The organism is Polaromonas sp. YR568, assembly GCF_943372955.1.
In the GTDB taxonomy this organism is placed as follows: domain Bacteria; phylum Pseudomonadota; class Gammaproteobacteria; order Burkholderiales; family Burkholderiaceae_C; genus Polaromonas.
The window spans coordinates 869,509-893,051 of record NZ_CALSAL010000001.1; the positions used below are offsets into that span (position 1 = coordinate 869,509).

At 62.5% G+C, this 23,543-nt stretch carries 23 protein-coding genes and 2 tRNA genes; 14 read left to right on the forward strand and 11 right to left on the reverse strand.

Annotation, left to right across the window (positions count from 1 at the left end):
- Positions 1-74 precede the first annotated feature (74 nt).
- Positions 75-731, forward strand: coding sequence for an adenylate kinase (adk, locus tag AAG793_RS04135; RefSeq protein WP_341904404.1), 657 nt, complete (start codon positions 75-77; stop codon positions 729-731).
- Between the two features lie 29 nt (positions 732-760).
- Here the strand turns inward: adk and AAG793_RS04140 are convergent, their stop codons facing one another.
- On the reverse strand, positions 761-1,555 hold the full coding sequence (locus AAG793_RS04140) for an IclR family transcriptional regulator (protein ID WP_341904407.1): 795 nt from the start codon (positions 1,553-1,555) through the stop codon (positions 761-763).
- A 67-nt stretch (positions 1,556-1,622) separates the two neighbouring features.
- Between AAG793_RS04140 and AAG793_RS04145 the strand changes: the two genes are divergently transcribed.
- The 4 genes from AAG793_RS04145 (at position 1,623) to AAG793_RS04160 (ending at position 5,010) form a co-directional block, all read left to right on the forward strand.
- Entirely contained in the window at positions 1,623-2,066 is a 444-nt protein-coding gene (locus AAG793_RS04145) for a type II 3-dehydroquinate dehydratase (RefSeq protein WP_341904410.1), read from the forward strand.
- A gap of 134 nt (positions 2,067-2,200) precedes the next feature.
- Entirely contained in the window at positions 2,201-3,190 is a 990-nt protein-coding gene (dctP, locus tag AAG793_RS04150; protein ID WP_341904412.1) for a TRAP transporter substrate-binding protein DctP, read from the forward strand.
- A gap of 10 nt (positions 3,191-3,200) precedes the next feature.
- Positions 3,201-3,701, forward strand: a complete 501-nt coding sequence (locus AAG793_RS04155) for a TRAP transporter small permease (RefSeq protein WP_341904415.1) — start codon at positions 3,201-3,203, stop codon at positions 3,699-3,701.
- A gap of 31 nt (positions 3,702-3,732) precedes the next feature.
- Positions 3,733-5,010, forward strand: coding sequence for a TRAP transporter large permease (locus AAG793_RS04160; protein WP_341904417.1), 1,278 nt, complete (start codon positions 3,733-3,735; stop codon positions 5,008-5,010).
- 73 nt (positions 5,011-5,083) lie between these two features.
- Here the strand turns inward: AAG793_RS04160 and AAG793_RS04165 are convergent, their stop codons facing one another.
- The 3 genes from AAG793_RS04165 to AAG793_RS04175 are packed head-to-tail and all read right to left on the reverse strand — an operon-like array spanning position 5,084 to position 6,963.
- A complete protein-coding gene (locus AAG793_RS04165; protein ID WP_341904420.1) occupies positions 5,084-5,563 on the reverse strand; it encodes a DUF6152 family protein in 480 nt (159 codons plus the stop codon).
- Between the two features lie 13 nt (positions 5,564-5,576).
- Entirely contained in the window at positions 5,577-5,999 is a 423-nt protein-coding gene (locus AAG793_RS04170) for a hypothetical protein (RefSeq protein ID WP_341904423.1), read from the reverse strand.
- A 7-nt stretch (positions 6,000-6,006) separates the two neighbouring features.
- Positions 6,007-6,963, reverse strand: coding sequence for an asparaginase (locus tag AAG793_RS04175; protein WP_341904426.1), 957 nt, complete (start codon positions 6,961-6,963; stop codon positions 6,007-6,009).
- Between the two features lie 284 nt (positions 6,964-7,247).
- Here AAG793_RS04175 and lexA point away from each other — a divergent pair, with 284 nt between their 5' ends.
- The 3 genes from lexA to AAG793_RS04190 all read left to right on the forward strand — a co-directional run bounded on the left by lexA (position 7,248) and on the right by AAG793_RS04190 (position 9,600).
- Positions 7,248-7,949, forward strand: a complete 702-nt coding sequence (gene lexA, locus AAG793_RS04180) for a transcriptional repressor LexA (protein WP_341904428.1) — start codon at positions 7,248-7,250, stop codon at positions 7,947-7,949.
- Positions 7,950-8,087: 138 nt separating this feature from the next.
- Positions 8,088-8,456 (forward strand): hypothetical protein, encoded by a 369-nt coding sequence (locus AAG793_RS04185; RefSeq protein ID WP_341904431.1) that lies wholly within the window; start codon positions 8,088-8,090, stop codon positions 8,454-8,456.
- A gap of 136 nt (positions 8,457-8,592) precedes the next feature.
- On the forward strand, positions 8,593-9,600 hold the full coding sequence (locus AAG793_RS04190) for a D-2-hydroxyacid dehydrogenase family protein (RefSeq protein WP_341904435.1): 1,008 nt from the start codon (positions 8,593-8,595) through the stop codon (positions 9,598-9,600).
- Positions 9,601-9,659: 59 nt separating this feature from the next.
- Here the strand turns inward: AAG793_RS04190 and AAG793_RS04195 are convergent, their stop codons facing one another.
- Positions 9,660-11,300, reverse strand: coding sequence for a hypothetical protein (locus AAG793_RS04195; RefSeq protein WP_341904437.1), 1,641 nt, complete (start codon positions 11,298-11,300; stop codon positions 9,660-9,662).
- A gap of 128 nt (positions 11,301-11,428) precedes the next feature.
- Here AAG793_RS04195 and AAG793_RS04200 point away from each other — a divergent pair, with 128 nt between their 5' ends.
- The 5 genes from AAG793_RS04200 (at position 11,429) to AAG793_RS04220 (ending at position 17,179) form a co-directional block, all read left to right on the forward strand.
- Positions 11,429-12,949 carry a 3-hydroxyacyl-CoA dehydrogenase gene (locus AAG793_RS04200; RefSeq protein ID WP_341904441.1) on the forward strand — a complete coding sequence of 507 codons (1,521 nt, stop codon included), beginning with the start codon at positions 11,429-11,431 and terminating at the stop codon, positions 12,947-12,949.
- 154 nt (positions 12,950-13,103) lie between these two features.
- On the forward strand, positions 13,104-13,883 hold the full coding sequence (locus AAG793_RS04205; RefSeq protein ID WP_341904444.1) for an enoyl-CoA hydratase: 780 nt from the start codon (positions 13,104-13,106) through the stop codon (positions 13,881-13,883).
- Between the two features lie 129 nt (positions 13,884-14,012).
- Complete coding sequence (locus tag AAG793_RS04210; protein ID WP_341904447.1) at positions 14,013-14,732, forward strand: Crp/Fnr family transcriptional regulator; 720 nt, start codon at positions 14,013-14,015, stop codon at positions 14,730-14,732.
- Between the two features lie 28 nt (positions 14,733-14,760).
- The gene (locus tag AAG793_RS04215) at positions 14,761-15,849 is read left to right on the forward strand and encodes a phosphotransferase (RefSeq protein WP_341904451.1); all 1,089 of its coding nucleotides are present in this window, start codon (positions 14,761-14,763) and stop codon (positions 15,847-15,849) included.
- 70 nt (positions 15,850-15,919) lie between these two features.
- Positions 15,920-17,179: an acyl-CoA dehydrogenase family protein gene (locus tag AAG793_RS04220; RefSeq protein ID WP_341904454.1), complete on the forward strand. Its 1,260-nt coding sequence runs from the start codon at positions 15,920-15,922 to the stop codon at positions 17,177-17,179.
- Between the two features lie 74 nt (positions 17,180-17,253).
- Here the strand turns inward: AAG793_RS04220 and AAG793_RS04225 are convergent, their stop codons facing one another.
- A complete protein-coding gene (locus AAG793_RS04225) occupies positions 17,254-17,937 on the reverse strand; it encodes a hypothetical protein (protein ID WP_341904458.1) in 684 nt (227 codons plus the stop codon).
- Positions 17,938-18,015: 78 nt separating this feature from the next.
- On the opposite strand from AAG793_RS04225, the gene AAG793_RS04230 reads away from it, so the two are divergent.
- Positions 18,016-18,720, forward strand: coding sequence for a glutathione binding-like protein (locus AAG793_RS04230; protein ID WP_341904461.1), 705 nt, complete (start codon positions 18,016-18,018; stop codon positions 18,718-18,720).
- Positions 18,721-18,799: 79 nt separating this feature from the next.
- Here AAG793_RS04230 and AAG793_RS04235 read toward each other — a convergent pair.
- From AAG793_RS04235 to AAG793_RS04255, 5 genes are all read right to left on the reverse strand, one after another.
- Positions 18,800-18,876: transfer RNA gene (locus AAG793_RS04235), tRNA-Arg, on the reverse strand.
- Between the two features lie 43 nt (positions 18,877-18,919).
- A tRNA-Pro gene (locus tag AAG793_RS04240) sits at positions 18,920-18,996 on the reverse strand.
- Between the two features lie 182 nt (positions 18,997-19,178).
- Positions 19,179-20,603, reverse strand: a complete 1,425-nt coding sequence (gene boxB / locus AAG793_RS04245; RefSeq protein WP_341904464.1) for a benzoyl-CoA 2,3-epoxidase subunit BoxB — start codon at positions 20,601-20,603, stop codon at positions 19,179-19,181.
- Positions 20,604-20,730: 127 nt separating this feature from the next.
- Positions 20,731-22,431 carry a 2,3-epoxybenzoyl-CoA dihydrolase gene (boxC, locus tag AAG793_RS04250; protein ID WP_341904465.1) on the reverse strand — a complete coding sequence of 567 codons (1,701 nt, stop codon included), beginning with the start codon at positions 22,429-22,431 and terminating at the stop codon, positions 20,731-20,733.
- Positions 22,428-23,417: a helix-turn-helix transcriptional regulator gene (locus tag AAG793_RS04255; protein WP_341904468.1), complete on the reverse strand. Its 990-nt coding sequence runs from the start codon at positions 23,415-23,417 to the stop codon at positions 22,428-22,430. The genes boxC and AAG793_RS04255 overlap by 4 nt, the downstream gene beginning before the upstream one ends.
- Between the last annotated feature and the right edge of the window lie 126 nt (positions 23,418-23,543).

Here is a 23,543-nt window from a genome sequence, read left to right on the forward strand (position 1 = left end):
ATCAAGGCCATGGGCCATGACGCAGGGGCCGCCCGGTCTGATTTTTCGAATCCATAAAAAATCCGAGGACATCCATGAGACTGATTCTGTTGGGCGCACCAGGCGCCGGCAAAGGCACGCAAGCCACCTTTCTTTGCCAGAAATACGGCATTCCGCAAATTTCGACCGGTGATATGCTGCGTGCCGCCGTCAAGGCGGGCACCCCGCTCGGCGTGGAAGCCAAGAAAGTCATGGACTCTGGCGGGCTGGTCAGCGACGACCTGATCATCAACCTGGTCAAGGAACGCATCGCCCAGAACGATTGCGCCAAGGGTTTCCTGTTCGACGGTTTTCCGCGCACCATCCCCCAGGCCGACGCCATGAAGGCTGCCGGCGTGAAGCTCGATTACGTGCTGGAAATCGATGTGCCCTTCGAGGCCATCATTGAGCGCATGAGCGGCCGCCGCTCGCACACGGCATCTGGTCGCACCTACCACGTCAAGTTCAACCCGCCCAAAGTGGAAGGCAAGGACGATGTGACTGGCGAGCCGCTGATCCAGCGCGACGACGACAAGGAAGAGACCGTGAAGAAACGCCTCGAGGTCTACAGCGCGCAAACACGCCCCCTGGTCGACTACTACTCTGGCTGGGCCAAAACCGACCCGCTCAATGCCCCCAAATACCGCGCTATCAGCGGAACCGGCAGCGTGGACGAAATTACCTCCCGCGCCTTGCAGGCGCTGGCAAGCTGACAGTCCTGCAGCAGCACGGGTGGGCGGTATCAGCCCTTGCCCAGCGGAGGACGCCCAAACAGGTTGGAAGCGTTGCTGACCGGTCCAAGTTCGGCAGCGGCCGCCAGCAGCGGCGCAGAGAGTTCATGCATACGCGCAGTGCTACACCGGCTGAGCGGACCGGCAATGCTGATCACCCCGATCACCTCGCGGCGCCGCATCACCGGCGCGGCCATGGCCGCCATGCCGGGGGCAAACACTTCATCAATCATCGCGTAGCCACGCACCCGCGCCGCATGCAGAAAACCCGTCAGGGCCTTGATCGTGGTGGGTGCCTTCGGTCCGTACTCGGCCGGGGTGCCAAATCCCTGGCGCGAGACCAGCTCCAGCGCGCGTTCGTCGCTCATCGTCATCAACCACGCGTGGCCGGAGGCAGTGCACGACAGCCGTGCGTCCTGGCCCATGTCAGGGTCGTATCGCAGACCGGTCTGCCGTATGCCCTGCGATTTCGCGACCCAGGTCAGGCGGTCTTCGTCGACGATGGACAGGCGTACCAGCTCTCCCGAGGTTTGCGCAAGCCGCTCCAGCAGCGGCTCTGCCACGTCCACAATACCGGCACTGCTCAGGAACCCGAGGCCCAGCGATACCATCTTCGTCGTCAGCACGTAGTCGCCCTGTCGGCGCGCCTGCCGCACATACCCGCAGCGTTGCAAGTCAGCCAGCAGACGATGGCAGGCGCTGAGCGGAATGTCCAGCTCATGCGAAATCAGGGTGATGGGAAGGCCTTGAGGGTGCTGGGCGAGGTGCTCCAGCACAGACAGGCCGCGGTCCAGTGCAATACTCATTCTTCATATTATGAAACATGTTTCCAGTCTGGAAACCGCTTTCGGTGATGGCGAAAGAATCTGCTGCATGAGCGCTACCCTCTACATCCTCAACGGACCCAATCTGAACCTGCTGGGCATCCGCGAGCCGCACCTTTACGGCAGCACCACGCTGGCGCAAGTCGAGCAGCTTTGCCGCCGTGTCACTGGCGAACTGGGCCTGGGCTGCGAATTTCGCCAGACCAACCACGAAGGCGTGATGGTTGACTGGATTCAGGAAGCGCGGGAAAAGTCAGCTGGTGTCATCATCAACCCGGCCGGATTGTCGTTCCGCTCCATCCCGGTGCTGGATGCCCTCAAGACGCTGGACCAGCCGATTGCCGAGGTTCACGTCACCAATATCCACAAGCGCGATCCGTTGTATCAAAATTCGCTGGTGTCGCTGGCTGCCACCGGCGTGATCTGCGGCTTCGGACCGTTTGGCTATGAACTGGCCATCCGCGCCGTGGCACAGCGACTGGCAGGCGCCTGAAAATCCTTTTGAATGCCCCTTTAACACCCCTTCAAATACCGACCTGAAGGCTTGTCTGAACACCAGTTTTTGAATATCGATTTCGACCGAGTACTAAAGCGTTTTTTCACTCACCACATCACAGGAGACAAACCATGACCACTTCCATCGCACGCCGCACCCTGCTGCTCACTGGCGCCACGCTCGCCGCAGGCAGCGCCCTGCCCGTCTGGGCCCAGGCTGCGCCCACTCTGCGCTTTGCCGCCGTTTTCTCGGACAAGGACATCCGCGCGGAAATGATGAACATGTTCGCCAAGGACGTCGCCGCCGACTTCAAGGTCGAGATGTACCTGAACTCCACGCTATTCCGTCAGGGCACCGAGCTCGTGGCCCTGCAGCGCGACAACCTGGAGATGGGCAATATCTCGCCGCAGGACATTTCCAAGCAGGTGCAAGCCTGGTCGATGCTGACCTCGGCCTACCTGTTCCGTGACGCCAATCACCTGACCGCGTTCTTCTCCAGCGACCTGGGTGCGCAGATGAAGAAAATGGCTGAAGACCAGCTGAAGATCAAGATTCTGGGCCCCACGTTCTTCGGCACGCGTCACGTCGGCCTGAAGGGCAAAAAGAAGATTGCCGTGCCAGCCGACCTGGCTGGCGTGAAGCTGCGCATGCCCCCCGGCGATGCCTGGCAGATGCTTGGCAAGTCCCTGGGTGCCAACCCCACGCCGATGGCCTACGCCGAGACCTACACCGGCCTGCAGACCGGCGCGATTGACGGCCAGGACAACCCGCTGCCCAACGTGCAGAACATGAAGTTCAACGAGGTGATGAACCAGATCGTGCTGACATCCCACCTGGTGGGCTACGACCTGCTCACGGTCAACATGAAAACTTGGAACAGCATGTCACCGGCCAAACAGAAGGCCTTCCAGGCAGCGGCGGACAAGGCCATCGCCTGGAGCGCCGCCGAGCACACCAAGCGCGAGGCAGAGCTGGCGGAATCCTTCCGCAAGCAGGGGCTGGACGTATACGCGCCCAACGTCAATGCCTTCCGCGAGCATGCACAGAAGATGTACCTGGCTTCGGACGAAGCCAAGGGCTGGCCAGCTGGCATGGTGGACAAGATCAACGCGCTGAAATAAGGCGCTGCCGATGTTTGACCGGATCACCCGGCCACTCCACCGCTTCGCCGAAGCGGTGGCGGCAGCGCTGCTGGCGGTGATCTTCGTCGCCTTCATTGTGCAGATCGTCATGCGCTATCTGCTCAACTGGCCCGTCGGCTGGACGACCGAGCTGTCGCTGGCCGCATGGCTGTGGCTGGTGCTCTGGGGCGCGGCCTTTGTGCTGAAGGACAACGAGGAAATCCGCATTGACTCGTTTGCCGACGCGGGCGGGCCGCGCAGGCGGCGCGTGGTTCACGCGATTGGCGCCCTCAGCCTGATTGTGCTGTTTGGCATGTCGCTGCCCGCGACCTGGTCTTATGTGAGCTTCATGAAGGTCGAGAAAAGCTCCTATCTCGGCATTCGCATGGACATCACCTATTCCATCTACGTGGTCTTTGTCGTGGCGGTGATTGCCCGTTGCCTGCGTCAGCTCATCCGTGGACCGGCACCAAAAACCGACGACTTGCCCGTCTCGGGATCCGCACTGTGAACCTATCGTGAATTTCACCAGCCCTTTCTCCATGGCGCTTGTCGTCATCGTGGCCCTGAGCCTGCTCGGCGTGCCCATTGGCCACGCCATGATCGGTGGCTCCGTGCTGTACCTCTACCTCAAGGGCATGGACATGGGCACCGCTGCCGAGCAACTGCTCAACGGCACCTATTCCAGCTTCCTGCTGCTGGCCATACCGTTGTTCATCTTCGCTGCCACCATCATGAGCACGGGCAGCGTCATGGACAGGCTGCTGCGTTTCTGTAATGCCATCGTTGGCCGCTTTCCGGGTGGCCTCGCACAGGTGAATGTGCTGCAAAGCGTGGTCTTCGCCAGCATGTCGGGCAGCGCGCTGGCCGACGCCGCCGGTTCAGGCAAGGTGATGCAAACGATGATGACCCGGGACGGCAAATACACCCCAGGCTTCGCAGCGGCACTCAGTGCCGTGTCTTCTGTCATCGGGCCCATCCTGCCGCCGTCGATCCCGCTGGTGCTGTACGCGCTGGTGTCGGGCACCTCGATTGGCTATCTGTTCATCGGCGGTGTACTGCCCGGGCTGATGCTGGGCGCCGTACAGATGGGCCTGATCTACTACCTCGCCAAGAGCCGTGGCTTTCCGCTGGAACCACGGGTACCGCTGCGGGACATGCCGCGCATCACGCGCGAGGCGTTCCCGGCGCTCATGCTGCCCGTTATCCTGCTGGGCTGCCTCTACAGCGGCATCACCACGCCCACCGAGGCGGCAGGCGTGGCCGCCGCTTACGCCCTGCTGATCTCGGCAGGTCTTTACCGCAGCATGCGCTGGGCAGACCTTTACGACTCCCTGCTGTCCAGTGCGCGCATGAGCATCTCCATCGGCATGTTGATTGCCGGCGCGCTGGTGTTCAACTATGTCATCACATCCGAGAACATCCCTGCAGCACTCAGCGTGCAACTCAAGGGGCTGGAGCTCTCGCCGCTGGGTTTTCTGTTGCTGGTCAACCTGGTGCTTCTGGTGCTGGGCGCCTTCCTTGAAGGCTCGACCATCATCCTGATCATCCTGCCGGTGCTGCTGCCCACCGCTGTCGCACTGGGCATCGACCCGGTTCACTTTGGCGTGATGGCGGTACTCAACATCATGATTGGTCTCATCACGCCCCCTTACGGACTGCTACTGTTCATGATGATGAAAATCGCCAACGTCTCGCTCGGCGTGCTGATGCGCGAGGTCATGCCCTTCCTGCTGGTGATGCTGGGGGCGCTGGCCCTTGTGACAGTCTGGCCGGATCTGACGCTGGCCCTGCCGCGTCTGGCCGGCTACAAGGGATGACTGGAACGCAACCAGCCTCCTGAAGCGCTGACCGTCCCCTGAAAAAAGGCCCTCGCGGGCCTTTTTTTCTGCTTCAGACCGGGCTGGACCGCAGGCCGTAGGCCTGGTTGCCTACAAACAGGTATTCCACCCGCAGGATGGGCTCGCCCTTTTCTTCCTTGAAGATGAAGCCCACCATGGACACACTGTCACCGACCTTGATTTCGTTGACTTTCCAGGCGTTCATGCGGGTCAGCGGGGCCAGTTCAATCTCCCAGCGGCGGTCTTTGCGGTTCGGCACCACGGCTTTGGTCAGCAGCGCCTTGCCGTCGATGCCGGCCGATTGCGCAGGCACGGAACGCTGGGCCAGATCGCCCGGCAGCTTGAGCCCGGCGGGCACTTCGAGCTCCAGTTCAGCATGGGGGTTTTGCCATTTGGACTTCGTGACCTTGCCCTCCAGATAGATCGGGCGGTCCTGGTCGAAACTGCTCCACCCGTGGTGGGCACGCGCCAGCATCGGCAGGCTCAGTGTGGGCACGGCAAGCGCCGCGAACATGACTTCACGTCGTTTCATGGAAACTCCTTATTCAGACATACGCAATCCAGCGGCCCAGGGCGATGATCGCCAGCCAGAGCACGGTGGACACCACCATGTGCACGCGGGCCACTCCATCCATCTTCGTCAGGGACTGGCGCGCGTGGAACATGGCTGCATTGGAACCTGCGATGAATAGCAACAACATCTTCAGGGTAAATGCGCGGTTGCCGAGTAGTTCCGACGGCTGGGTGGCGAACATCAGCGTGCCTGACAGTGCCGCCATGGTGAAACCGATGGCCACCAGTGTGAGGCTCAGCCTCGCCAGCTCAACCACAGGCAGCGCCGCACCGCGGCCAAACACGCGCAGTTCCAGGAGCACCAGATTACCGAGCAGCAGCGCCACGCCGATCAGGTGGAGCACCTCTAGCGCAGGATAGGCCCAGTCCCAGGGCAAATTGATTCCGGCAAACATGCGGCGCTTACCTCGTCCCAGGCCAGCCCATCAGCTCCAGCATGAGCGCGATGCGGGCCTTGACCGGGGAAAGACCTTTGGAGTCGGGTATCGCGTCGTCCGGTCGAGGCAGCACATGGCCCTCTGCACAACGCGTGCTGCGACGAACCTGGACACCCGCGGCCTGAGCCCGCAACAGGGCCTGCTCCAGCGCGTGGTGTACCGTGCCGTTGCCGGTGGCGGCAACCACAATCCCCTGCACGCCACTGGACACCAGCGCATCGACTACTTTGCCGCGGGCACCGGCATGACTCATCACGATTTCAACCTGTGGCCAAGAGGTAGCCGTACCCGAAGCAACTGCTGCCAAGTGGTCGCCACTGCCAGAGCCGGCAGGCCAGTCGCGCAGCTGCCGGACGCACCCTTCCTCCACATAGCCTACCGGACCGGCATCGCCCGGCGTGAAGGCATTGAGGCGGTAGGTGTGCGCCTTCTGCACATCGATGGCACCGTGAATGGTTCCCGCGCACACCACGACCACGCCCTGCGCGCCCGGATGGCGCGCCACCGCAGCTGCGTCGAGCACGTTCTGCGGACCGTCGGGCGTCAGTGCGCTGGCCGGCCGCATGGCGCAGGTCAGCACCACCGGCTTGGCCGGCTGGCAGACCGCCTGCAAGAAAAAAGCGGTTTCTTCCAGCGTGTCGGTTCCGTGGGTGATGACGATCCCGCACACGTCGGTCTGGGCCAGAAAGTCGTTGATCCGCGAGGCCAATGCCGCCCAGACGGCGAAATCCATGTCCTTGCTGTCAAGCTGCGCGACCTGCTCGGTGACCACCGCACCGCCCGCCAGCAGGGCCGGAATCGCCTCGACCAGTTGGGCCACACCCACCTGCGCCGCGGTGTAGCCGATGTTGTCGGTGGCGCTGGACGAAAGACCGGCAATCGTCCCGCCGGTCCCCAGAATCACGAGTTTGGAAGGCGTCATGGTGTGGTGACTTGCATTTTGAGAAAAACTGGATGAAAATACAGTTACTGGATATTAAAACAGTTCAGCAGAGAATCATCGGGAACAAATTGGGAACAAGACAGCGGTGGACTACCAGCGCAACACACCCCGAAAAGTAATTGGTTCAGGTCACTCAAACGGTCAACATGCCCTTTATGTCCCTTATGCCCTTCGAGCACTTTACACAGAGACCGCCGAAAGACCCGCAGCCACGCGGCGCCGCCCCATCGCTGCACCACCTCTGAGACAACGGAGTTTTGCCCATGAACACGAATGAATTTCCCCATCTGTCGTCTGAAGGCCCCAAACTCACGGCGCGCCAGCAGCAAATCCTTGAGCTGATTCAAAGCGCCATCGCCCGCACCGGCGCACCACCCACACGCGCTGAAATCGCCACCGAACTCGGCTTCAAGTCCGCCAATGCGGCTGAAGAGCATTTGCAGGCCCTTGCCCGCAAGGGCGTGATCGAGCTGGTCAGCGGTACCTCTCGCGGCATCCGGCTGCGCAGCGACACCCTGCGCTCACTGAACGAATCGCGCATCAAACAGTTTTCCCTGCCGTTGCAAAGCCTAGCCCAACTCGCCCTGCCGCTGGTGGGGCGGGTTGCTGCTGGCAGTCCGATTCTCGCGCAGGAGCATATCGACCAGACCTACTATTTCGAAAGCAGCCTGTTCCAGCGCCAGCCCGACTACCTGCTGAAGGTGCGCGGCATGAGCATGCGCGATGTCGGCATCATGGACGGCGACCTGCTGGCCGTGAAACAGGCCAAGGAAGCCAAAAACGGACAGATCGTGGTGGCCCGACTGGGCGACGAGGTCACCGTCAAGCGCTTCCGCCGCAACAAGCACCTCATTGAGCTGCTGCCCGAAAACCCCGATTTCAAAACCATTGTGGTGGAGCCTGGCGAGCCGTTTGAGCTCGAAGGCCTCGCGGTCGGATTGATCCGCAACACCATGCTGATGTAGCGTAACCCGCATCCAGCCGCACGGCAGGTGGCGGGCGTTTGGTTCGTGAAGACCAACACCCTGCCGTGGCGGCTCCGCTGGCAACACTGTCAGCCTGAATCCTGCCTGTGTAAACCTTCTTTCCAACAGGAGTTCATCATGGGAATCATCAGTTTTTCTTCTTCACCTTTGTTGTCGATCCTTCTTGCGCCCGTACAGGCGCTGGCGGGCTGGTTTGTTCCGGCACACCACGCCGCACCGCGGGCCAGCGGGTCCGTGCAGATGCAGCCCTCGTCTGACCATTTGCCGCGACGCAGGGCGCACAGTGTGAATACGCAGGGCGGCAACACGCCTCGGGCCTGTGGCGGCATGGCGCGCGCCTCGCGCCAGAGTCGGCTGAAAATCGTTCGCGAATTTGACGCCAGCGTTGGCGCTTCCTGCGCCGGCCGCATGGTCATCACCGGCCGCATGGCCGATGTCTGTGCCGAACTGGACCGCATGGCACGACTGGAGTCAGCCGGCGGCTGATACGGGCCGCCCTGCCCGAGGCAGGTACCCGTTCGCGCCGCTGCAGAGGCATTCTGCGACGACCCACGCCAGAAAGGCGCGGGCGGTCCGCGCGTGTTATCGCTGTACTGGGGGACGTTGCAGGCACAATATTGGCATGAATATTGTGATCCTCGACGACTACCAGGATGCGGTTCGCAAGCTGCAGTGCGCGGCAAAGCTCGACGCCTACCCCGCCAAGGTCTATACCAACACGGTCAAGGGCATTGGCCAGCTGTCCGTCCGCCTCAAGGAGGCCGACGTGATCGTGCTGATCCGGGAGCGCACCCACCTGAGCCGTCAGGTGATCGAGAAGCTGCCCAAGCTCAAGCTGGTGGCGCAGACCGGCAAGGTCGGCAGCCACATTGACGTGGCAGCCTGCACGGAGCGCGGCATCGCTGTGGCAGAGGGTGTCGGCTCGCCCGTCGCTCCAGCTGAACTGACCTGGGCGCTGCTGATGGCGGCGATGCGGCGGATTCCCCAGTACGTGGCGCATCTCAAGCATGGCGCCTGGCAGCAAGCGGGCCTCAAATCAGGAGCGATGCCACCCAATTTCGGTATTGGCTATGTGCTCAAGGGCAAAACGCTGGGCATCTGGAGCTACGGCAAGATAGGCCAACTGATGGCTGGCTATGGCCGCGCATTCGGCATGCGTGTGGTCGTCTGGGGGCGGGAGGCATCGCGCGCACGCGCACTCGCAGACGGTTTTGAAGTCGCCGCCAGCAAGAGCGAGTTTTTCGAGCAGTGCGATGTGATCAGTCTGCATTTGCGCCTGCACGAGGAGACACGCGGCATCGTCACCCTCGAAGACCTTTCGCGCATGAAGCCGACTTCACTGCTGGTCAATACCTCCCGGGCCGAGCTGATTGAGCCAGAAGCGTTGATTGCCGGTCTCAACCGTGGGCGGCCTGGCATGGCGGCCATTGATGTGTTTGAGTCGGAACCCATTTTGCAGGGCCACGCCTTGCTGAGGCTGGAGAACTGCATCTGCACGCCGCACATCGGCTATGTCGAGCAGGACAGCTATGAGCTGTATTTTGGCGCAGCGTTTGACAACGTGGTGAACTTCATCAAGGGAACCCCGACCAACATTGTCAATCCGGGTGCCTTGCAGGTGCGCCGCTAAGCCACTGCAGCGTCTTCGGGGGCAACTGGCGGCGGTCCCCTCGACCCGCGCCGCACAACTCAGGCGGGCTTCGGAAAATCGCCGGTGCCGTAGCCGGTGTCGTTGTCGTCGAAATCCACCAGGTTGTCCAGAAGCGTGGGCTCGAAAGACACTTCGTTCGACTGCGCTGAATCGCCGGACTGAGCGCCGTGAGCCCCCGCCAGGGCACGCCCCCCTTCCACACGACTGCTTGCAGGTTTGCGCTTGAGTTCACCGGGTTCGGTGAGATCAATGTCAATCCCTAAACGGCGCGATGCGGGCGGGGTCATGGCGCGCTGCAGGGCATCCACGCCCGTCACGCCATCGAGCAGATCAACAGCGCTCTCGCTCATGAATTTGGCGAACTCGTAGAGGCTCAGCAGGTCGGTGCAGGTGCGTAAATCCACCATGGCGGGCTGTCCATCCACCGGCTTGAACAAGGCGGACTCAATCACCTGAAGAACGACTGGCTGCGGCCAGAGCGCCTGTATCTTTTCAAGCAGGGCGGGTGCTCCCTCAATGCCCGGCCCACTGCTCACAAAATCGCCAAAGGGCGGAATGGACGCGTTGTAGACCTGATTGAAATCGGCCCTGAGCTTCTCGTAGTCCTGCGGACGGTCAAGCTGCTGGTACAGGTGAAACAGGTTCAGGTACACCACCATGCCAGTATTGACGTTCTTGGCCAGGTGGCGCAGCAACAATTCCACCGCCCTGCCCTGCTCTCCGCGCCGGGCCAGACGGTCCAGTTCACGCTGCAAATCCACCAGCTCGGCGGCAGTGGCTCCGCCGATGTCGTGTGGCACGCTGACTGAAAACCGGTTGCGGTCCCTTCGCGGCAAAGGCGATCCGGGCGCCAGCGTCGCCGGACCACTCGAGCGGGTCTGGCTGCGTGGGGCCTCTGGTGCCGCTTCAGCAGGGGCGGGAACAGGAACCGACACATCCTCATCAGGTTCAAGCGCCGACAAAACGGAAAAGTCGGTGTGTCTGGACGGTGCAGGCGCGACCAGATCACCAAAACGGGAGCTGAATTCCTGCGCCGCACTGGGCGCCGCTTCAGACGGGCCTCGGGCCCTGCTTCCGGCCCTGCTTCCTGCACCGCTCAAAGACGCCGCCTGCAACTTGCCCAATTGCGAACGCAGGAAAAAAATGCCCAGCAAGGCCAGCGCCAACAGTGACATCAAGGTGAAGACCCAGCCGTTGAAGTAGCGCTCAGCCCGGGCCACCTCCAGTTGATTGCGAAGTTGTGCCTGTGCCGCATTGCTCTCACGCAACTGTTCCTGGACACGCTGAAGGCTGGTCTCCAGCGCCTGCAGACGGTCCGGGTTGTCAGACCGGGGGCCGCCCAACCGGGGCGCCACAGAGGCCAGCACGGTGTAGCGTCGCACCATCTTCTGCTGGCAACCGCCGCTCAGGTGAACCGTCACCACGGGCCCGTCCACCGGGACACTCGTCCGGACCCGTATCAGAGCCTCTCCGGCTACGGCGGTTTTTTCCGACTGCAGCTGTACGTTCTGGCTGTCTACCTTGCGGTCCGAGTAAAAAACCTCTGCCTGCAGACACAGTTTCTCTGGATCTTCGCTGGCATCGAGCCGGCTCTGAATCAGAAGATCGAGCGGCTCACCATTGACAGCCGACCGGAGATTGGAGCCCAGCGTCACGGCGTGGGCCCCAGTGACCGTCATGACAGCCAGCAGAGCGGTTGAAAAGTAACGATAGTGCACAGAAAGACGAACCTGTTCGGACGGAAGCAATGATTCCTGACGCCATTTTGAACCAGCCTTGTGAAAGACGCTGGGCAATAATGCACCTCATGGAACCACAATATAAAACAGTCGGCGTTGTGGGTGCCGGCGCCATGGGTCGCGGCATCGCGCAAATCGCAGCACAAGCCGGAAGCCGTGTAGTACTTTTTGACTCACAAATCATGGCCACCTCCCAGGCCCTGAAAGACATCACGGCGCAGTGGGACAAGCTGCTCGGCAAAGGCCGGCTCCAGGCCGAACAGGTGGCCAGCTACACCAAGGCACTGGCGGCCGGAAACACGCTGGCCGATCTGGCCGCCTGCGATCTGGTGATCGAAGCCGTGGTGGAACGAATGGACGTCAAGCGCGCCCTGTTCGCCGAACTTGAAGCGGTCGTGCCCGACACAACCATCCTCGCCACCAACACCTCGTCGCTGTCCGTGACGGCCATGGCCGCCAAGCTCAGGCGACCAGAGCGTCTGGCGGGCCTGCATTTCTTCAATCCGGTCCCGGTGATGAAGGTGGTGGAAGTGATTGCAGGCCTGAAGACCGACCCTTCGGTCTGCGCCGGGCTTTGCACGTATTCGCGGCAGATGGGCCACACGCCCGTGCAGGCACAGGACACGCCGGGATTCATCGTCAACCACGCCGGGCGCGGCTACGGCACCGAAGCCTTGCGCATCGTCAGTGAAGGCATCGCCGATTTCGCCACCATCGACCGCATCCTGAAAGACCAGGCCGGCTTCAAGCTGGGTCCGTTTGAACTGATGGACCTCACCGCGCTGGATGTGTCGCATCCGGTGATGGAATCGATTTATCACCAGTACTTTGAAGAAGCCCGTTACCGCCCCAGCGTCATCACCGCGCAACGGCTGGCCGGCGGCGTGCTCGGCCGCAAGACTGGCGAGGGGTTTTATCGCTATGTGGATGGCACGATGCAGACGCCTGCCGAACCCGCCATCCCGCAGGTCGAGAACCTGCCACCGGTCTGGGTGTCGCCACGCGCCTCGCGCCGCTCCGAGCTGCTGCAACTGCTCAAGGACCTTGGCGCCAAGATTGAAACCGGTGCCTCCGCCTCGCCGCAGGCACTGATGATTGTTGCGCCACTGGGCTTTGACATCACCACCGTGGCCGTGGTGGAGCGTCTGGACCCGGCCCGCACCATCGGCATCGACCTGCTGATTGACGATGCCGCCACCAAGCGCCGCGTGCTGGCCACCAACCCCGCCACCCGCACCGACATGCGCGATGCGGCGCACGCCCTGTTCGCACGCGATGGCAAGGCCGTCAGCGTGATCCGTGACAGCGGCGGATTCGTCACCCAGCGCGTGGTGGCCACCATCGTCAACATCGCCAGCGACATCTGCCAGCAGGGCATCTGCTCGCCGAAAGACCTCGAAACCGCCGTCACTCTCGGTCTGGGCTACCCGTTGGGCCCTCTGGCCATGGGCGACCGCTACGGCCCCACCAATGTACTGGAGGTGCTCTTCAACATGCAGACGGTGTATGGCGACCAGCGCTACCGGCCTTCGCCCTGGCTGCGACGCCGCGGGGCGATCGGCCTCAGCTTGATGCACCTGGAAGAGTGACTGGAGCAATACCAAGAGAGATTTTGCAGTTTCTCCTCCAACAGGCGCCGCGGAACTGGCTTTGCCAGGCCGCAGGCGCCGCCCCCTCGAGGGGGGAAGGTGCTACACGAAGTGAGCATCCGACGGGGGTGTCAACATTTTGGAAAGAACTGACATGGCCGGCTCACTCAAAAGCACCAGCGAAGGCGCGACGCTGATCCTCACGCTCAGCAATCCCGAGCATCGCAATGCACTGGGACCCGACATTTACGCGGCGGGCATCGAGGCGCTTAATGCCGCCGAGAACAACCCGGAAATCCGCAGCGTGATCATCACCGGCGAAGGCAGCATGTTCTGCGCCGGTGGCAGCCTGCAGCGCCTGCAGGCCAACCGCGCAGAGCACCCCGACGTGCAGGCACAGAGCATTGAAGGCCTGCACAACTGGATCGACTCGATACGCACCTACCCCAAGCCAGTGATTGCCGCTGTCGAAGGGGCCGCCGCCGGAGCCGGGTTTTCACTGGCACTGGCCTGTGACTTCATCGTGGCTGCCGACAACGCCGTGTTTGTGATGTCGTACAGCACGGTGGGGCTGTCGCCCGATGGCGGGGGCAGCTGGGCACTGGCACGCGCCCTGCCCCGGGCCTTGGCCAGCGAGTTGCTGATGTGCGGTGAACGCATCGGTGCAGCCCGGCTGCACGCGCTGGGCTTACTCAACCGCGTTACGTCGGCGGGTCAGGCGCTCGGCGAAGCCCTCCAGCTGGCTGCGCGACTGAACGAGCGCGCACCCAACGCGCTGGCCAGTGTCAAAGAACTCATCAATGAAGCTCCCGGTGCCACACTGAGCCAACAGCTGGCCAGCGAACGCGATCACTTCGTTCGCAACCTGCACCATGCCAACGGGGGCGAAGGCATAGAGGCCTTTCTGCAGAAGCGGCCGGCGCTCTACCGCTGAGATCCTCACCCCGGGTTGCCGCGACAAACCATGAGGGTTTATCCCCGACCCGCAGGTGACACCGGGGGCCGTGGCGGCTGGTCGCTCAAGCGACAATCAACTTCCCGTTAGTCACTCACAAGACAGCCCATGGACGATCCCATTCTTACCATTGAAGAACGCGAGGCGATCAACAACGGCCGCTGGTTTTCTTCCCTGTCCCCCTCCCTCAGACACGACATTCTGCGATGCGCTTACGTCAAACGCTACAAGGACGGCGAACTGATCAGCGCACGCGGCGACGCACCGGAAGAATGGCTGTCCTGCGCCAAGGGCGCCATCCGGGTCAGTTCCACGTCGATCTCGGGCAAGCAGGTCACGCTGACCTATGTGGAGCCGGGCATCTGGGTCGGCGATGTGGCCATCTTCGACGGCGAGCGCCGTACCCACGACTCCTACGCGCATGGCGAAACCACGCTGCTGTGCGTCTCCCGCGCGGACCTGCGCAAGATTCTCAGCCAGCATGTGGAGCTGTACGAAGCCCTGCTGCGCCTGCATGCCCGTCGCATCCGCCAGCTTTTCGGCCTCGTGGAAGACCTCAACACCCTGCCGCTGCGCGCGCGTCTGGCCAAGCAGCTGCTGCATCTGGTGCGCAGCTACGGCGTGCCGTGCCTGGCAGATGGCGGCGAGATGCGCATCGGCCTGCAACTGGCGCAGGAAGAGCTCGCCCAGTTGCTGGGTGCATCGCGCCAGCGCGTGAACCAGGAACTCAAATCCATGGAGCGCGAGAACGCCATCCGGATCGAGCCCGGCGGGCTGGTGGTGCGCAACCGCGAGACGCTGATGCGCATCGCAGAAGCCGAACTTTGAACCCCGCTCTTCCTCACCTCCGCACGGCATGACCAACTTCGACCACTTTGTGGGTACCCGGGCCGTATCAGAAGCCCATCTTTTCAACCTCGACGCGCTCTCGGCTTACCTGAATGCGCATTTGCCGGGATTCAAGGGGCCGCTGACGGCCGAAATGTTCAAGGGCGGGCAATCCAATCCCACCTACAAGCTGCTGACGCCTGGCAAGGCTTACGTGATGCGGGCCAAACCCGGCCCGGTGGCGAAGCTTCTGCCATCGGCCCACGCGATTGAGCGCGAGTTCAAGGTGATGCGTGGCCTGGCCGGCACCGATGTGCCGGTTCCCGCCATGCTGTGCCTATGCGAAGACGAGTCCGTGATCGGTCGGGCGTTTTACGTGATGGAGTTCGTCGAGGGCCGCGTGCTGTGGGACCAGTCCCTGCCCGGCATGACTCAGGCCCAGCGCGGCGAGATTTACGATGAGATGAACCGCGTCATCTCAGCCCTGCACAAGGTCCGCTTCGCAGACCAGGGCCTGGCCGACTACGGCAAGCCCGGCAATTACTTCGAGCGCCAGATTGGACGCTGGAGCAAGCAGTACGCCGCCTCCATCACCACACCCATCCCCGAGATGGACCGGCTGATCGATTGGCTGCCGCAGCACATTCCGCTCAGTGGTCGTGATGAGTCCATGGTCTCCATCGTCCACGGTGACTACCGCCTCGACAACCTGCTCTTTCACCCCACCGAGCCGCGTGTGCTGGCGGTGCTGGACTGGGAGCTTTCCACCCTGGGTCATCCGCTGGCCGACTTCAGCTACCACTGCATGGCGTGGCACATTCCGCCAGGCGCCTTCCGCGGCATTGGTGGCATGGATGTGGCGAGCCTGGGCATCCCCACCGAGGCCGAATACATCCATCGCTACTGCCAGCGCACCGGGCTGACCACCCCCGAGGCCCTGATGCCCGACTGGAATTTCTACATGGCCTACAACCTGTTCCGCATTGCCGCCATCCTGCAGGGCATTGCCAAGCGGGTCGAGACGGGTACCGCCTCCAGCGCGCAGGCGGTGAGCTCTGCCGCTGGCGCGCCCATCCTGGCCCGCATGGCCTGGGACTTCGCCACCCGCAAGACCTGACGCTGCCCCTGCACCGTATTCGCCGCATTCGCCACACCACCCGAACAAAACAACCCTCACAGGAGACACCGTGGACTTCAGCTACACCCCCAAAGTTCAGGACATGCAGGCACGCCTGCTGAAGTTCATGGACGACCACATCTACCCGAACGAAGCCCGTTTCTTCCGCGAGATCGCAGAGAACCGCGCCAAAGGCAACGCGTGGATTCCGACCACCGTCATTGAAGAGCTCAAACCCAAAGCACGCGCTGCCGGCTTGTGGAACCTGTTTCTGCCGCACTCACCCCGCGCGCCGGAAGGCCTGTCCAACCTCGAATACGCGCCGCTGTGCGAGATCATGGGCCGCGTGCCCTTCGCGGCCGAGGTGTTCAACTGCAATGCGCCCGACACCGGCAACATGGAAACCATTGCCCGCTATGGCACGGAAGCCAACAAGGACCAGTGGCTGGAGCCGCTGCTGCGCGGTGAAATCCGCTCCGCCTTCCTGATGACCGAGCCCGACGTGGCTTCGTCCGACGCCACCAACATCCAGTGCAGCATCACACGCGATGGTGACGACTACGTGCTCAACGGCACCAAATGGTGGTCTTCCGGCGCGGGCGATCCACGCTGCGCCATCTACATCGTCATGGGCAAGACCAACCCCGATGCTGGGCGCCACGAACAGCAGTCGATGATTCTGGTGCCGGCCAACACGCCAGGCATCGAGGTGATTCGCCCGCTGTCGGTGTTCGGCTACGACGACGCACCGCACGGCCACATGGAAGTGCGCCTGACCAATGTGCGCGTGCCGGCCAGCAACCTGCTGCTGGGCGAAGGCCGCGGCTTCGAGATCGCCCAGGGGCGCCTTGGCCCCGGACGCATTCACCACTGTATGCGCAGCATCGGCAGCGCCGAGCGCGCGCTGGAGCTGATGTGCAAGCGCCTGAACAGCCGTATCGCATTCGGCAAAGCGATTGCGCGCCAGTCAGTGTGGGAAGAGCGCATTGCTGAAGCCCGCTGCATGATCGAGCAGGCCCGCCTGCTGACGCTGAAGGCCGCCTACATGATGGACACCGTAGGCAACAAGGTGGCCAAGGCGCAGATCGCGATGATCAAGGTGGTGGCGCCCAACATGGCCTGCCAGATCATCGACTGGGCGATCCAGGCCCACGGTGGCGGCGGTGTGTCGGACGACTTCCCGCTGGCCTACGCCTACGCGCACCAGCGCACGCTGCGCCTGGCTGACGGCCCCGACGAGGTGCACCGCGCCTCTCTGGCCAAGCTGGAACTGGCCAAGCACCTGCTGATGCCCGGTGAGGTGGAGATGCCGATCACGCGCGGCAGCTAAACGACACCACAACATCAACACGCAAAAAAGCGCTGGAACCCTTGGTCGGGTTCCAGCGCTTTTTTCATGGGCAATTACAGCGGAATATCCGTTGAAAGCCCGGCAATGGCCGCCTCGCAGGCACTAGTGAACACCGTCGCCGCGTGCTCCAGCGTCGGCATGTCGGCCGGCGTGTACTGCATGCGCAAATAGAGCTTGCCGCGCATCAGCATCAGGATGAAGGGCACCTCAGCCTGGGGCGCCGGCTCCGGCCAGGCCAGCATCAAACTGGCCAGGTTCGGGTCGATCCAGGCCAGCGCGTGTTCACGCTGGTCGGCCATGACCGCATAGCGGGCCCAGAACGGGTCAGGCAGACTACTCCAGCCCACTTCGGCGTACATGGCGAGCCAGCGCATTTCTTCCGGCAGATTCGGGTCTGCCGTGGTTTGCAGCGTGTCGGTGTACATCGCGTAGGCGCGCTTTTCCAGCACGTCTTTCATGGGCCGGTTCATGATGAGCACCGACACGTCCTCATTGACCTTGAGTTCGGCGCGTGCCCGGATTTCCTCGCCACGGATGTACTGGCGCGACGCGGCGCCACGCTCCAGCTTCCAGGGCCGGCCACTGACCTGCCCCTGCAGCGCAAAGCCCTTGCCGTCACCCGAGCCGGTGTAGGCAAACCCCTGCATGCCGGCCCATTCCGAGACGGCGTCACCGCGCGAGTGGGTGGTGTCCGCGGGAGCGGCCCCCGTCAATGCTTTCTTGAGGCGTTCAAACATGGTTTGCCGTTTTCTCTTAAAGTGCAGCAGTTACAAATCGCGATCAAGACATCGTAGTAGAAAGTGAAGGAAACACCAATGATTGACGTCTACTCCTGGCCCACGCCCAACGGTCACAAAGTCCACATCATGCTGGAGGAATGCGGCTACCGTCTGGGCCGCGACTGGCAGGCCCATGCGGTGAACATCGGCACCGGGGACCAGTTCAAGCCCGACTTTCTCGCCATCAGCCCGAACAACAAGATTCCTGCGCTGATTGACCCGAACGGTCCAGACGGCAAAGCCATCTCGCTTTTTGAGTCCGGCGCCATCCTGCTGTATCTGGCCTCCAAGACCGGTAAATTCCTGCCTAAATCTGATCGCGCCAAATTCGAGGTGCTGCAGTGGCTGATGTTCCAGATGGGCGGCGTCGGCCCCATGATCGGTCAAACCCACCACTTCCGGCAGTACGCCCCCGAGAAGATTGAGTACGCCATTAACCGCTACACCAACGAGACGAAGCGGCTCTATGGCGTGATGGACAAGCAACTTTCAAAGAGCAAGTTCATCGCCGGCAACCAGTACAGCATTGCCGACATCGCGATCTTCCCGTGGCTGCGCAACTGGGCCAACCATGGCATCGACTGGGCCGACTACCCGCATCTGAAAAAATGGTTCGACCTGATTGCCGCACGCCCGGCCGTGATGCGCGGTGTGGAAGTGCTGGCCGGATTGCGCCGACCGCTCACCGACGACAAGACCCGCGATATTTTGTTTGGCGCGACGCAGTACCAGAAACGCTGAGACTGAGAGCGCTGAAGCCGTTCGTGGGGTTGTCCGGGCCGGTCTGCATTGCGCAGCGGCCTGCCACCTCTGGTGGCACTGGCCTGCCCGGAGGGGATCGAACCCCCGACCCACAGCTTAGAAGGCTGTTGCTCTATCCAACTGAGCTACGGGCAGATATGAAAAAAGCCCACAAAGTGAGCTTTTTTGATTGGATTCTTGGTCGGAGTACAAGGATTCGAACCTTGGACCCCCTGGTCCCAAACCAGGTGCGCTACCAGACTGCGCCACACTCCGAAGACCATTATTCTAACCCGACTGCGGGCAAACCTCGGCCGCCGCGTAAAAAATCTCCTTGCATGCTGTATCCGATTTGAAGCCAGGCAGCAGCCGCGGAACCGGCTTCGCAGGGCCGCAGGCGGAGCGGCCCACTCGTGGGGCAGGAAGCTACACGCAGTGAGCGACCGTGGGGGCCCTGCTTACAGTTTGACGTACTCGTATTCCACCGGATTCGCGTTGATGCCGCGGTCCGGCGGAGCAATCCACGCGGCCATCTTGCCCGGCTCGGTCACACGGTGCATCAGGCTCTTCACAAAACTCTTGTCGGCCTCGGTCGGCAACCAGTCGTCTTTCTTGGCCTCGAATTCAGCGGCGCTGATCGGCTTGCCCTGCGGATCGGTGTGTACACCGGCCCAGGCGCCCACGCTGCGGCGGAAACGGGTGGAAGGCAGCGTCAGCGCGAAGTCCACGCCCGCGCGCTTGATGCCCATGTTCCAGCGGGTCACGCCCACGTTGCAGTCCTTCACATATTCCAGCCGGGTGATTTCGTTCATGCCGTTGCGGGTGGAAATCGTCTCGTTCTTCGTGCCGCCCTGGCCATCGGGCACCTGAATCGTCATCTCGGTTTCGAGTTCCACATGGTCGGCAAACTTGGCTTCATCCGGACGGCCCTTGATGCCGTTACTGAAGTAGTTGGCGGCGTTGGACGAGGCTTCGGAGCCGAACAGGTCCAGCGAGGAGGTGAACCAGAAGTTCATGAATTTCTGGATGGTGGGCAAATCGATGACGCCGGCCTTGCGCAGCGTGGCCACGTCGTCGGTGTCCAGCTCTTTCATGACTTCGAGCGTGCGCTTGATGACGCGGCCCACGCCGGTTTCGCCGACGAACATGTGGTGGGCCTCTTCAGTCAGCATGAAGCGCGTGGTGCGTGCCAGCGGGTCGAACGCGCTTTCGGCAAACGATTTGAGCTGGAACTTGCCGTCACGGTCGGTGAAGTAGGTGAACATGAAGAAGCTCAACCAGTTGTCCATGGGCTCGTTGAAGGTACCCAGAATGCGCGGCTTGTCGGCGTCGCCGCTGTGGCGCATCAGCAATTCCTCGGCCTCTTCGCGGCCGTCACGGCCGAAATGCGCGTGCAGCAGGTAGACCATGGCCCAGAGGTGGCGGCCTTCTTCCACGTTCACCTGGAACAGGTTGCGCAGGTCGTAAAGCGAAGGTGCGGTGTGGCCCAGCAGGCGCTGCTGTTCCACCGAGGCGGGCTCGGTGTCGCCCTGCGTGACGATGAGGCGGCGGAAGGTGCTGCGGTATTCGCCGGGCACTTCCTGCCAGACGTCTTGCCCCATGTGGTCGCCAAAACCGATCTTGCGACCCTCTTCCTTGTCGGCGAGAAAAATGCCCCAGCGGTAGTCGGGCATCGGGGTGTAGCCGTAGCTCGCCCAGCCGGACGCGTCCACGCCGACGGCGGTGCGCAGGTACACCTCGTTGGCTTTGAAATCGCTGGGGCCCATCTCGTCCCACCAATTGAGGAAGGCCGGCTGCCAGTGCTCCAGCGCACGCTGGAGCTGGCGGTTTTCGCCGAGGTGGACGTTGTTGGGGATCAGGGCTTGCAGGTCGATGTTGCTCATTTTGTTTCCTTCAATACATCACAACTCTATTTATCGAATGTCTCTTTCAAGGGCCAGCGCGGAGCCGGCTTTGCCGGGCCGCAGATGGCGCTCCCTCGGGGGAGGCGCCGCAGGCGCTTCGGGGGGGTTACACCCTCTTCCAGTCGAATTTCGCTTTCTTCCCAGTGCCGAACAGCTTCAAGGCACCTTCTTCCCCGACCGCATTCGGGCGAATGAAAATCCAGTTTTGCCAAGCCGACAGGCGGCCAAAGATGCGCGTTTCCATCGTCTCTTTGCCGGGGAAGCGCAACGAAGCCTCCATACCGGTCATGGCGTCGGGCGACAGGCTGGCGCGTTCTTCGAGCATGATGCGGATTTCGTCTTCCCAGTCGATATCGTCTGGCGTCAGGGTCACCAGGCCCAGCGCCAGCGCCTGGTCAGCGCGCAGCGGGCTGTCGCACAGGTTTTTCAGCTCGGCGATGGTGGCCTCGTCTTCGCAGAAGCGGGTCTGCAGGCGCGTGAGGCCGTTGACCGCCGGGAACCAGCCGAAATTGGCCGGGCTCAGCTGCAGCGCAGGTGCGCTGTCGGGGGCATCGGGCAAGTCCAGCATGTAGATGCGGTCGCAGGCCAGGGCCAGTTCATAAAAGGTGCCTGCGAAGCAGGAGCCCGCCTCGACCAGCGCAATCAGCGAGCGGCTGGTCACGTCGAGACGCGCCAGCGTGCGGCGCAGGGCCCCGGTGGTTTCTTTCACCAGCCAGTGGCTCTTGAGCGCCTCCAGCGTCTGGTCCATGCGGGCCACCTGTGCCGCGTCACCCTGGGTCTTGATGACCCAGGTGCCGACGTCCAGCTCATTGGTGCGCAGGTTGAGGATGGCGTCGTCCAGTTCACGCTGCAGCTTGAGCGGGTACCACGCTGCACCTGCGGCCTCGATGGTCTCTGGCGTCGATTCGATGCCGGCAGAAGGCGCCTTGACTGTGAGGGTGGCGATGCGCTTCTCGCGGTCCACCTGCACATCGACCACGCTGTAGTGGTAGCCCGCGTCATCAATCTGCGCCTTCAGCGGCGTGAGCTCAATGCCCTTCGCTGCACCCCGTGTGGACTGGGCGCGGAGCGCTTCAATCTCGGCGGCAAGCAAGGCGCCGAACTGCTGCGGCTTGGCGTGGGCGTCGATCAGCTTCCAGTCCTTGGCGCGGTCGGCGCGCACGCCTTCGCTGGTGGTGCAAAAGATGTCGGCCAGGTCGCGGCGCACCTTGCGCTTGTCAGTCACGCGGGTCAGACCGCCGGTGCCGGGCAGCACGCCCAGCAGCGGCACCTCGGGCAGGCTCACGGTGCTGGAGCGGTCGTCCACCATGATGATGCGGTCACAGGCCAGCGCCAGCTCATAGCCGCCGCCTGCGCAGGCGCCGGTGACGGCGGCGACCGACTTCAACCCATCGTGACGCGAAGAGTCTTCCAGCCCGTTGCGGGTTTCGTTGGTGAACTTGCAGAAGTTCACCTTCCAGCCGTGGGTCGAGAGGCCCAGCATGTAGATGTTGGCACCGGAGCACCAGATTTTTTCCTTGGCAGACTCAAACACCACCACCTTGACGGACGGGTGCTCAAAACGGATGCGGTTGATGGCGTCGTGCAGTTCGATGTCCACACCCAGGTCGTAGCTGTTGAGCTTGAGCTTGTAGCCGGGCTTGATGCCACCGTCTTCATTGATGTCGAGCTTTAGGCGCGCCACATCACCGTCCACGCTCAGCGTCCAGTGCTGGTACTTGCTGGGGTGGGTGGCAAAGCTGACCAGCTCGCGCTCCTGGCCTTCGATGACCTGCTTGAACAAGAGGGGTTCTGTCATGGCGTTCATAGCGTCTCCTTTTGGTTCCGTTCGCCCTGAGCCGGTCGAAGAGGATTTTGAGTATGGGAAGAAAGGGCTTCGACAGGCTCAGCCCGAACGGTGGGCGTTGGCACTGCTCGACCAAGATCCTTCAGGGATTGCTTGATGCTGCGCGCGGCGGTGTCCACCACCGCATCGGCACGCGCGTACAGGCTTTCGCGGCTGGCCAAAATACGGCGCAGGTCTCCCATGGCTTCGCTTGTGGCACCACGCGTGCTGTAGTCGCCGGTATTGAAGGGCCGCAGGTCGCCCTGTGCGACCACACGGGCCATGTGTTCTTCCGGGCTGGCCTTGAGCCACACGCAGTAAAAGCGGCTTTGCAGCAGGTCGAAGGTTTCGCGCTCGCTGACGATGCTGCCGCCGGTGGTCATGACCACGCCGCCCGGGTTCTCTTCAGCGATGCGAAACAGCGCGCGGCGCTCGTAGCGGCGGTAGCCCGCCTGCCCGTGCAGCAACAAGATTTCATTCATGCTGGTGCCGGCTTCGCGTTCAATCTCGCGGTCCAGTTCGATGAAAGGCACGCCCCGTTCGGCTGCAAGCTGGCTGCCCAGGGTGGACTTGCCAGCGCCGCGCAGCCCGATCAGCGCAATGCGTTGCTCGCGGCCCTGGGCATCGCTCAGCCCGAAGGTGTTGCCCAGCAGTCCGTAAGCCTGGTCGAGCTGCGTATCGTCCAGCCGTGACAACAGGCCTTGCACGCGGGCCAATGCGGGCCGGGGGGCGTCCTGCAACAGCTCCAGAATCGAGATGTTGAGCGCACGGGCTGCGGCCTCAAGTGAATTGATGGACACATTGCCCTTGCCGGACTCCACGTCGGCCAGAAACCGCTCGCTAAGGCCCGAGTCAGACGCCAGCGCCTTGCGCGTCATGCCGCGACGGGCACGCCAGGCGCGCACGCGGGCACCGAGCTCGCTGAGGGTGGCGTTGGATTCCGTCGCTCTGGAGTCCTGTTCGGGCATGTGGATCAAGAAGCACCTTGAAGTGAAAACTGATTCGGGTTCTGGCTGCCCTGCAATGACCGCCAGGGGCCGGGAAAACACCTGCCTTCGCAGTTTGTATTTCCGTCGATTTGCAGTATACTTCCG

What these genes read in the sequence shown, in the direction of transcription:
- adk (WP_341904404.1), top strand. Translation starts at nt 75, where the DNA reads ATGAGACTGATTCTGTTGGGCGCACCAGGCGCCGGCAAAGGCACGCAA.
- boxC (WP_341904465.1), bottom strand. Translation starts at nt 22,431, where the DNA reads ATGAACGCCATGACAGAACCCCTCTTGTTCAAGCAGGTCATCGAAGGC.
- AAG793_RS04145 (WP_341904410.1), top strand. Translation starts at nt 1,623, where the DNA reads ATGAGCGCTACCCTCTACATCCTCAACGGACCCAATCTGAACCTGCTG.
- AAG793_RS04230 (WP_341904461.1), top strand. Translation starts at nt 18,016, where the DNA reads ATGATTGACGTCTACTCCTGGCCCACGCCCAACGGTCACAAAGTCCAC.
- boxB (WP_341904464.1), bottom strand. Translation starts at nt 20,603, where the DNA reads ATGAGCAACATCGACCTGCAAGCCCTGATCCCCAACAACGTCCACCTC.
- AAG793_RS04165 (WP_341904420.1), bottom strand. Translation starts at nt 5,563, where the DNA reads ATGAAACGACGTGAAGTCATGTTCGCGGCGCTTGCCGTGCCCACACTG.
- AAG793_RS04215 (WP_341904451.1), top strand. Translation starts at nt 14,761, where the DNA reads ATGACCAACTTCGACCACTTTGTGGGTACCCGGGCCGTATCAGAAGCC.
- AAG793_RS04185 (WP_341904431.1), top strand. Translation starts at nt 8,088, where the DNA reads ATGGGAATCATCAGTTTTTCTTCTTCACCTTTGTTGTCGATCCTTCTT.
- AAG793_RS04200 (WP_341904441.1), top strand. Translation starts at nt 11,429, where the DNA reads ATGGAACCACAATATAAAACAGTCGGCGTTGTGGGTGCCGGCGCCATG.
- AAG793_RS04160 (WP_341904417.1), top strand. Translation starts at nt 3,733, where the DNA reads ATGGCGCTTGTCGTCATCGTGGCCCTGAGCCTGCTCGGCGTGCCCATT.
- AAG793_RS04175 (WP_341904426.1), bottom strand. Translation starts at nt 6,963, where the DNA reads ATGACGCCTTCCAAACTCGTGATTCTGGGGACCGGCGGGACGATTGCC.
- AAG793_RS04225 (WP_341904458.1), bottom strand. Translation starts at nt 17,937, where the DNA reads ATGTTTGAACGCCTCAAGAAAGCATTGACGGGGGCCGCTCCCGCGGAC.
- AAG793_RS04205 (WP_341904444.1), top strand. Translation starts at nt 13,104, where the DNA reads ATGGCCGGCTCACTCAAAAGCACCAGCGAAGGCGCGACGCTGATCCTC.
- AAG793_RS04170 (WP_341904423.1), bottom strand. Translation starts at nt 5,999, where the DNA reads ATGTTTGCCGGAATCAATTTGCCCTGGGACTGGGCCTATCCTGCGCTA.
- lexA (WP_341904428.1), top strand. Translation starts at nt 7,248, where the DNA reads ATGAACACGAATGAATTTCCCCATCTGTCGTCTGAAGGCCCCAAACTC.
- AAG793_RS04210 (WP_341904447.1), top strand. Translation starts at nt 14,013, where the DNA reads ATGGACGATCCCATTCTTACCATTGAAGAACGCGAGGCGATCAACAAC.
- AAG793_RS04255 (WP_341904468.1), bottom strand. Translation starts at nt 23,417, where the DNA reads ATGCCCGAACAGGACTCCAGAGCGACGGAATCCAACGCCACCCTCAGC.
- dctP (WP_341904412.1), top strand. Translation starts at nt 2,201, where the DNA reads ATGACCACTTCCATCGCACGCCGCACCCTGCTGCTCACTGGCGCCACG.
- AAG793_RS04190 (WP_341904435.1), top strand. Translation starts at nt 8,593, where the DNA reads ATGAATATTGTGATCCTCGACGACTACCAGGATGCGGTTCGCAAGCTG.
- AAG793_RS04195 (WP_341904437.1), bottom strand. Translation starts at nt 11,300, where the DNA reads ATGACGGTCACTGGGGCCCACGCCGTGACGCTGGGCTCCAATCTCCGG.
- AAG793_RS04140 (WP_341904407.1), bottom strand. Translation starts at nt 1,555, where the DNA reads ATGAGTATTGCACTGGACCGCGGCCTGTCTGTGCTGGAGCACCTCGCC.
- AAG793_RS04155 (WP_341904415.1), top strand. Translation starts at nt 3,201, where the DNA reads ATGTTTGACCGGATCACCCGGCCACTCCACCGCTTCGCCGAAGCGGTG.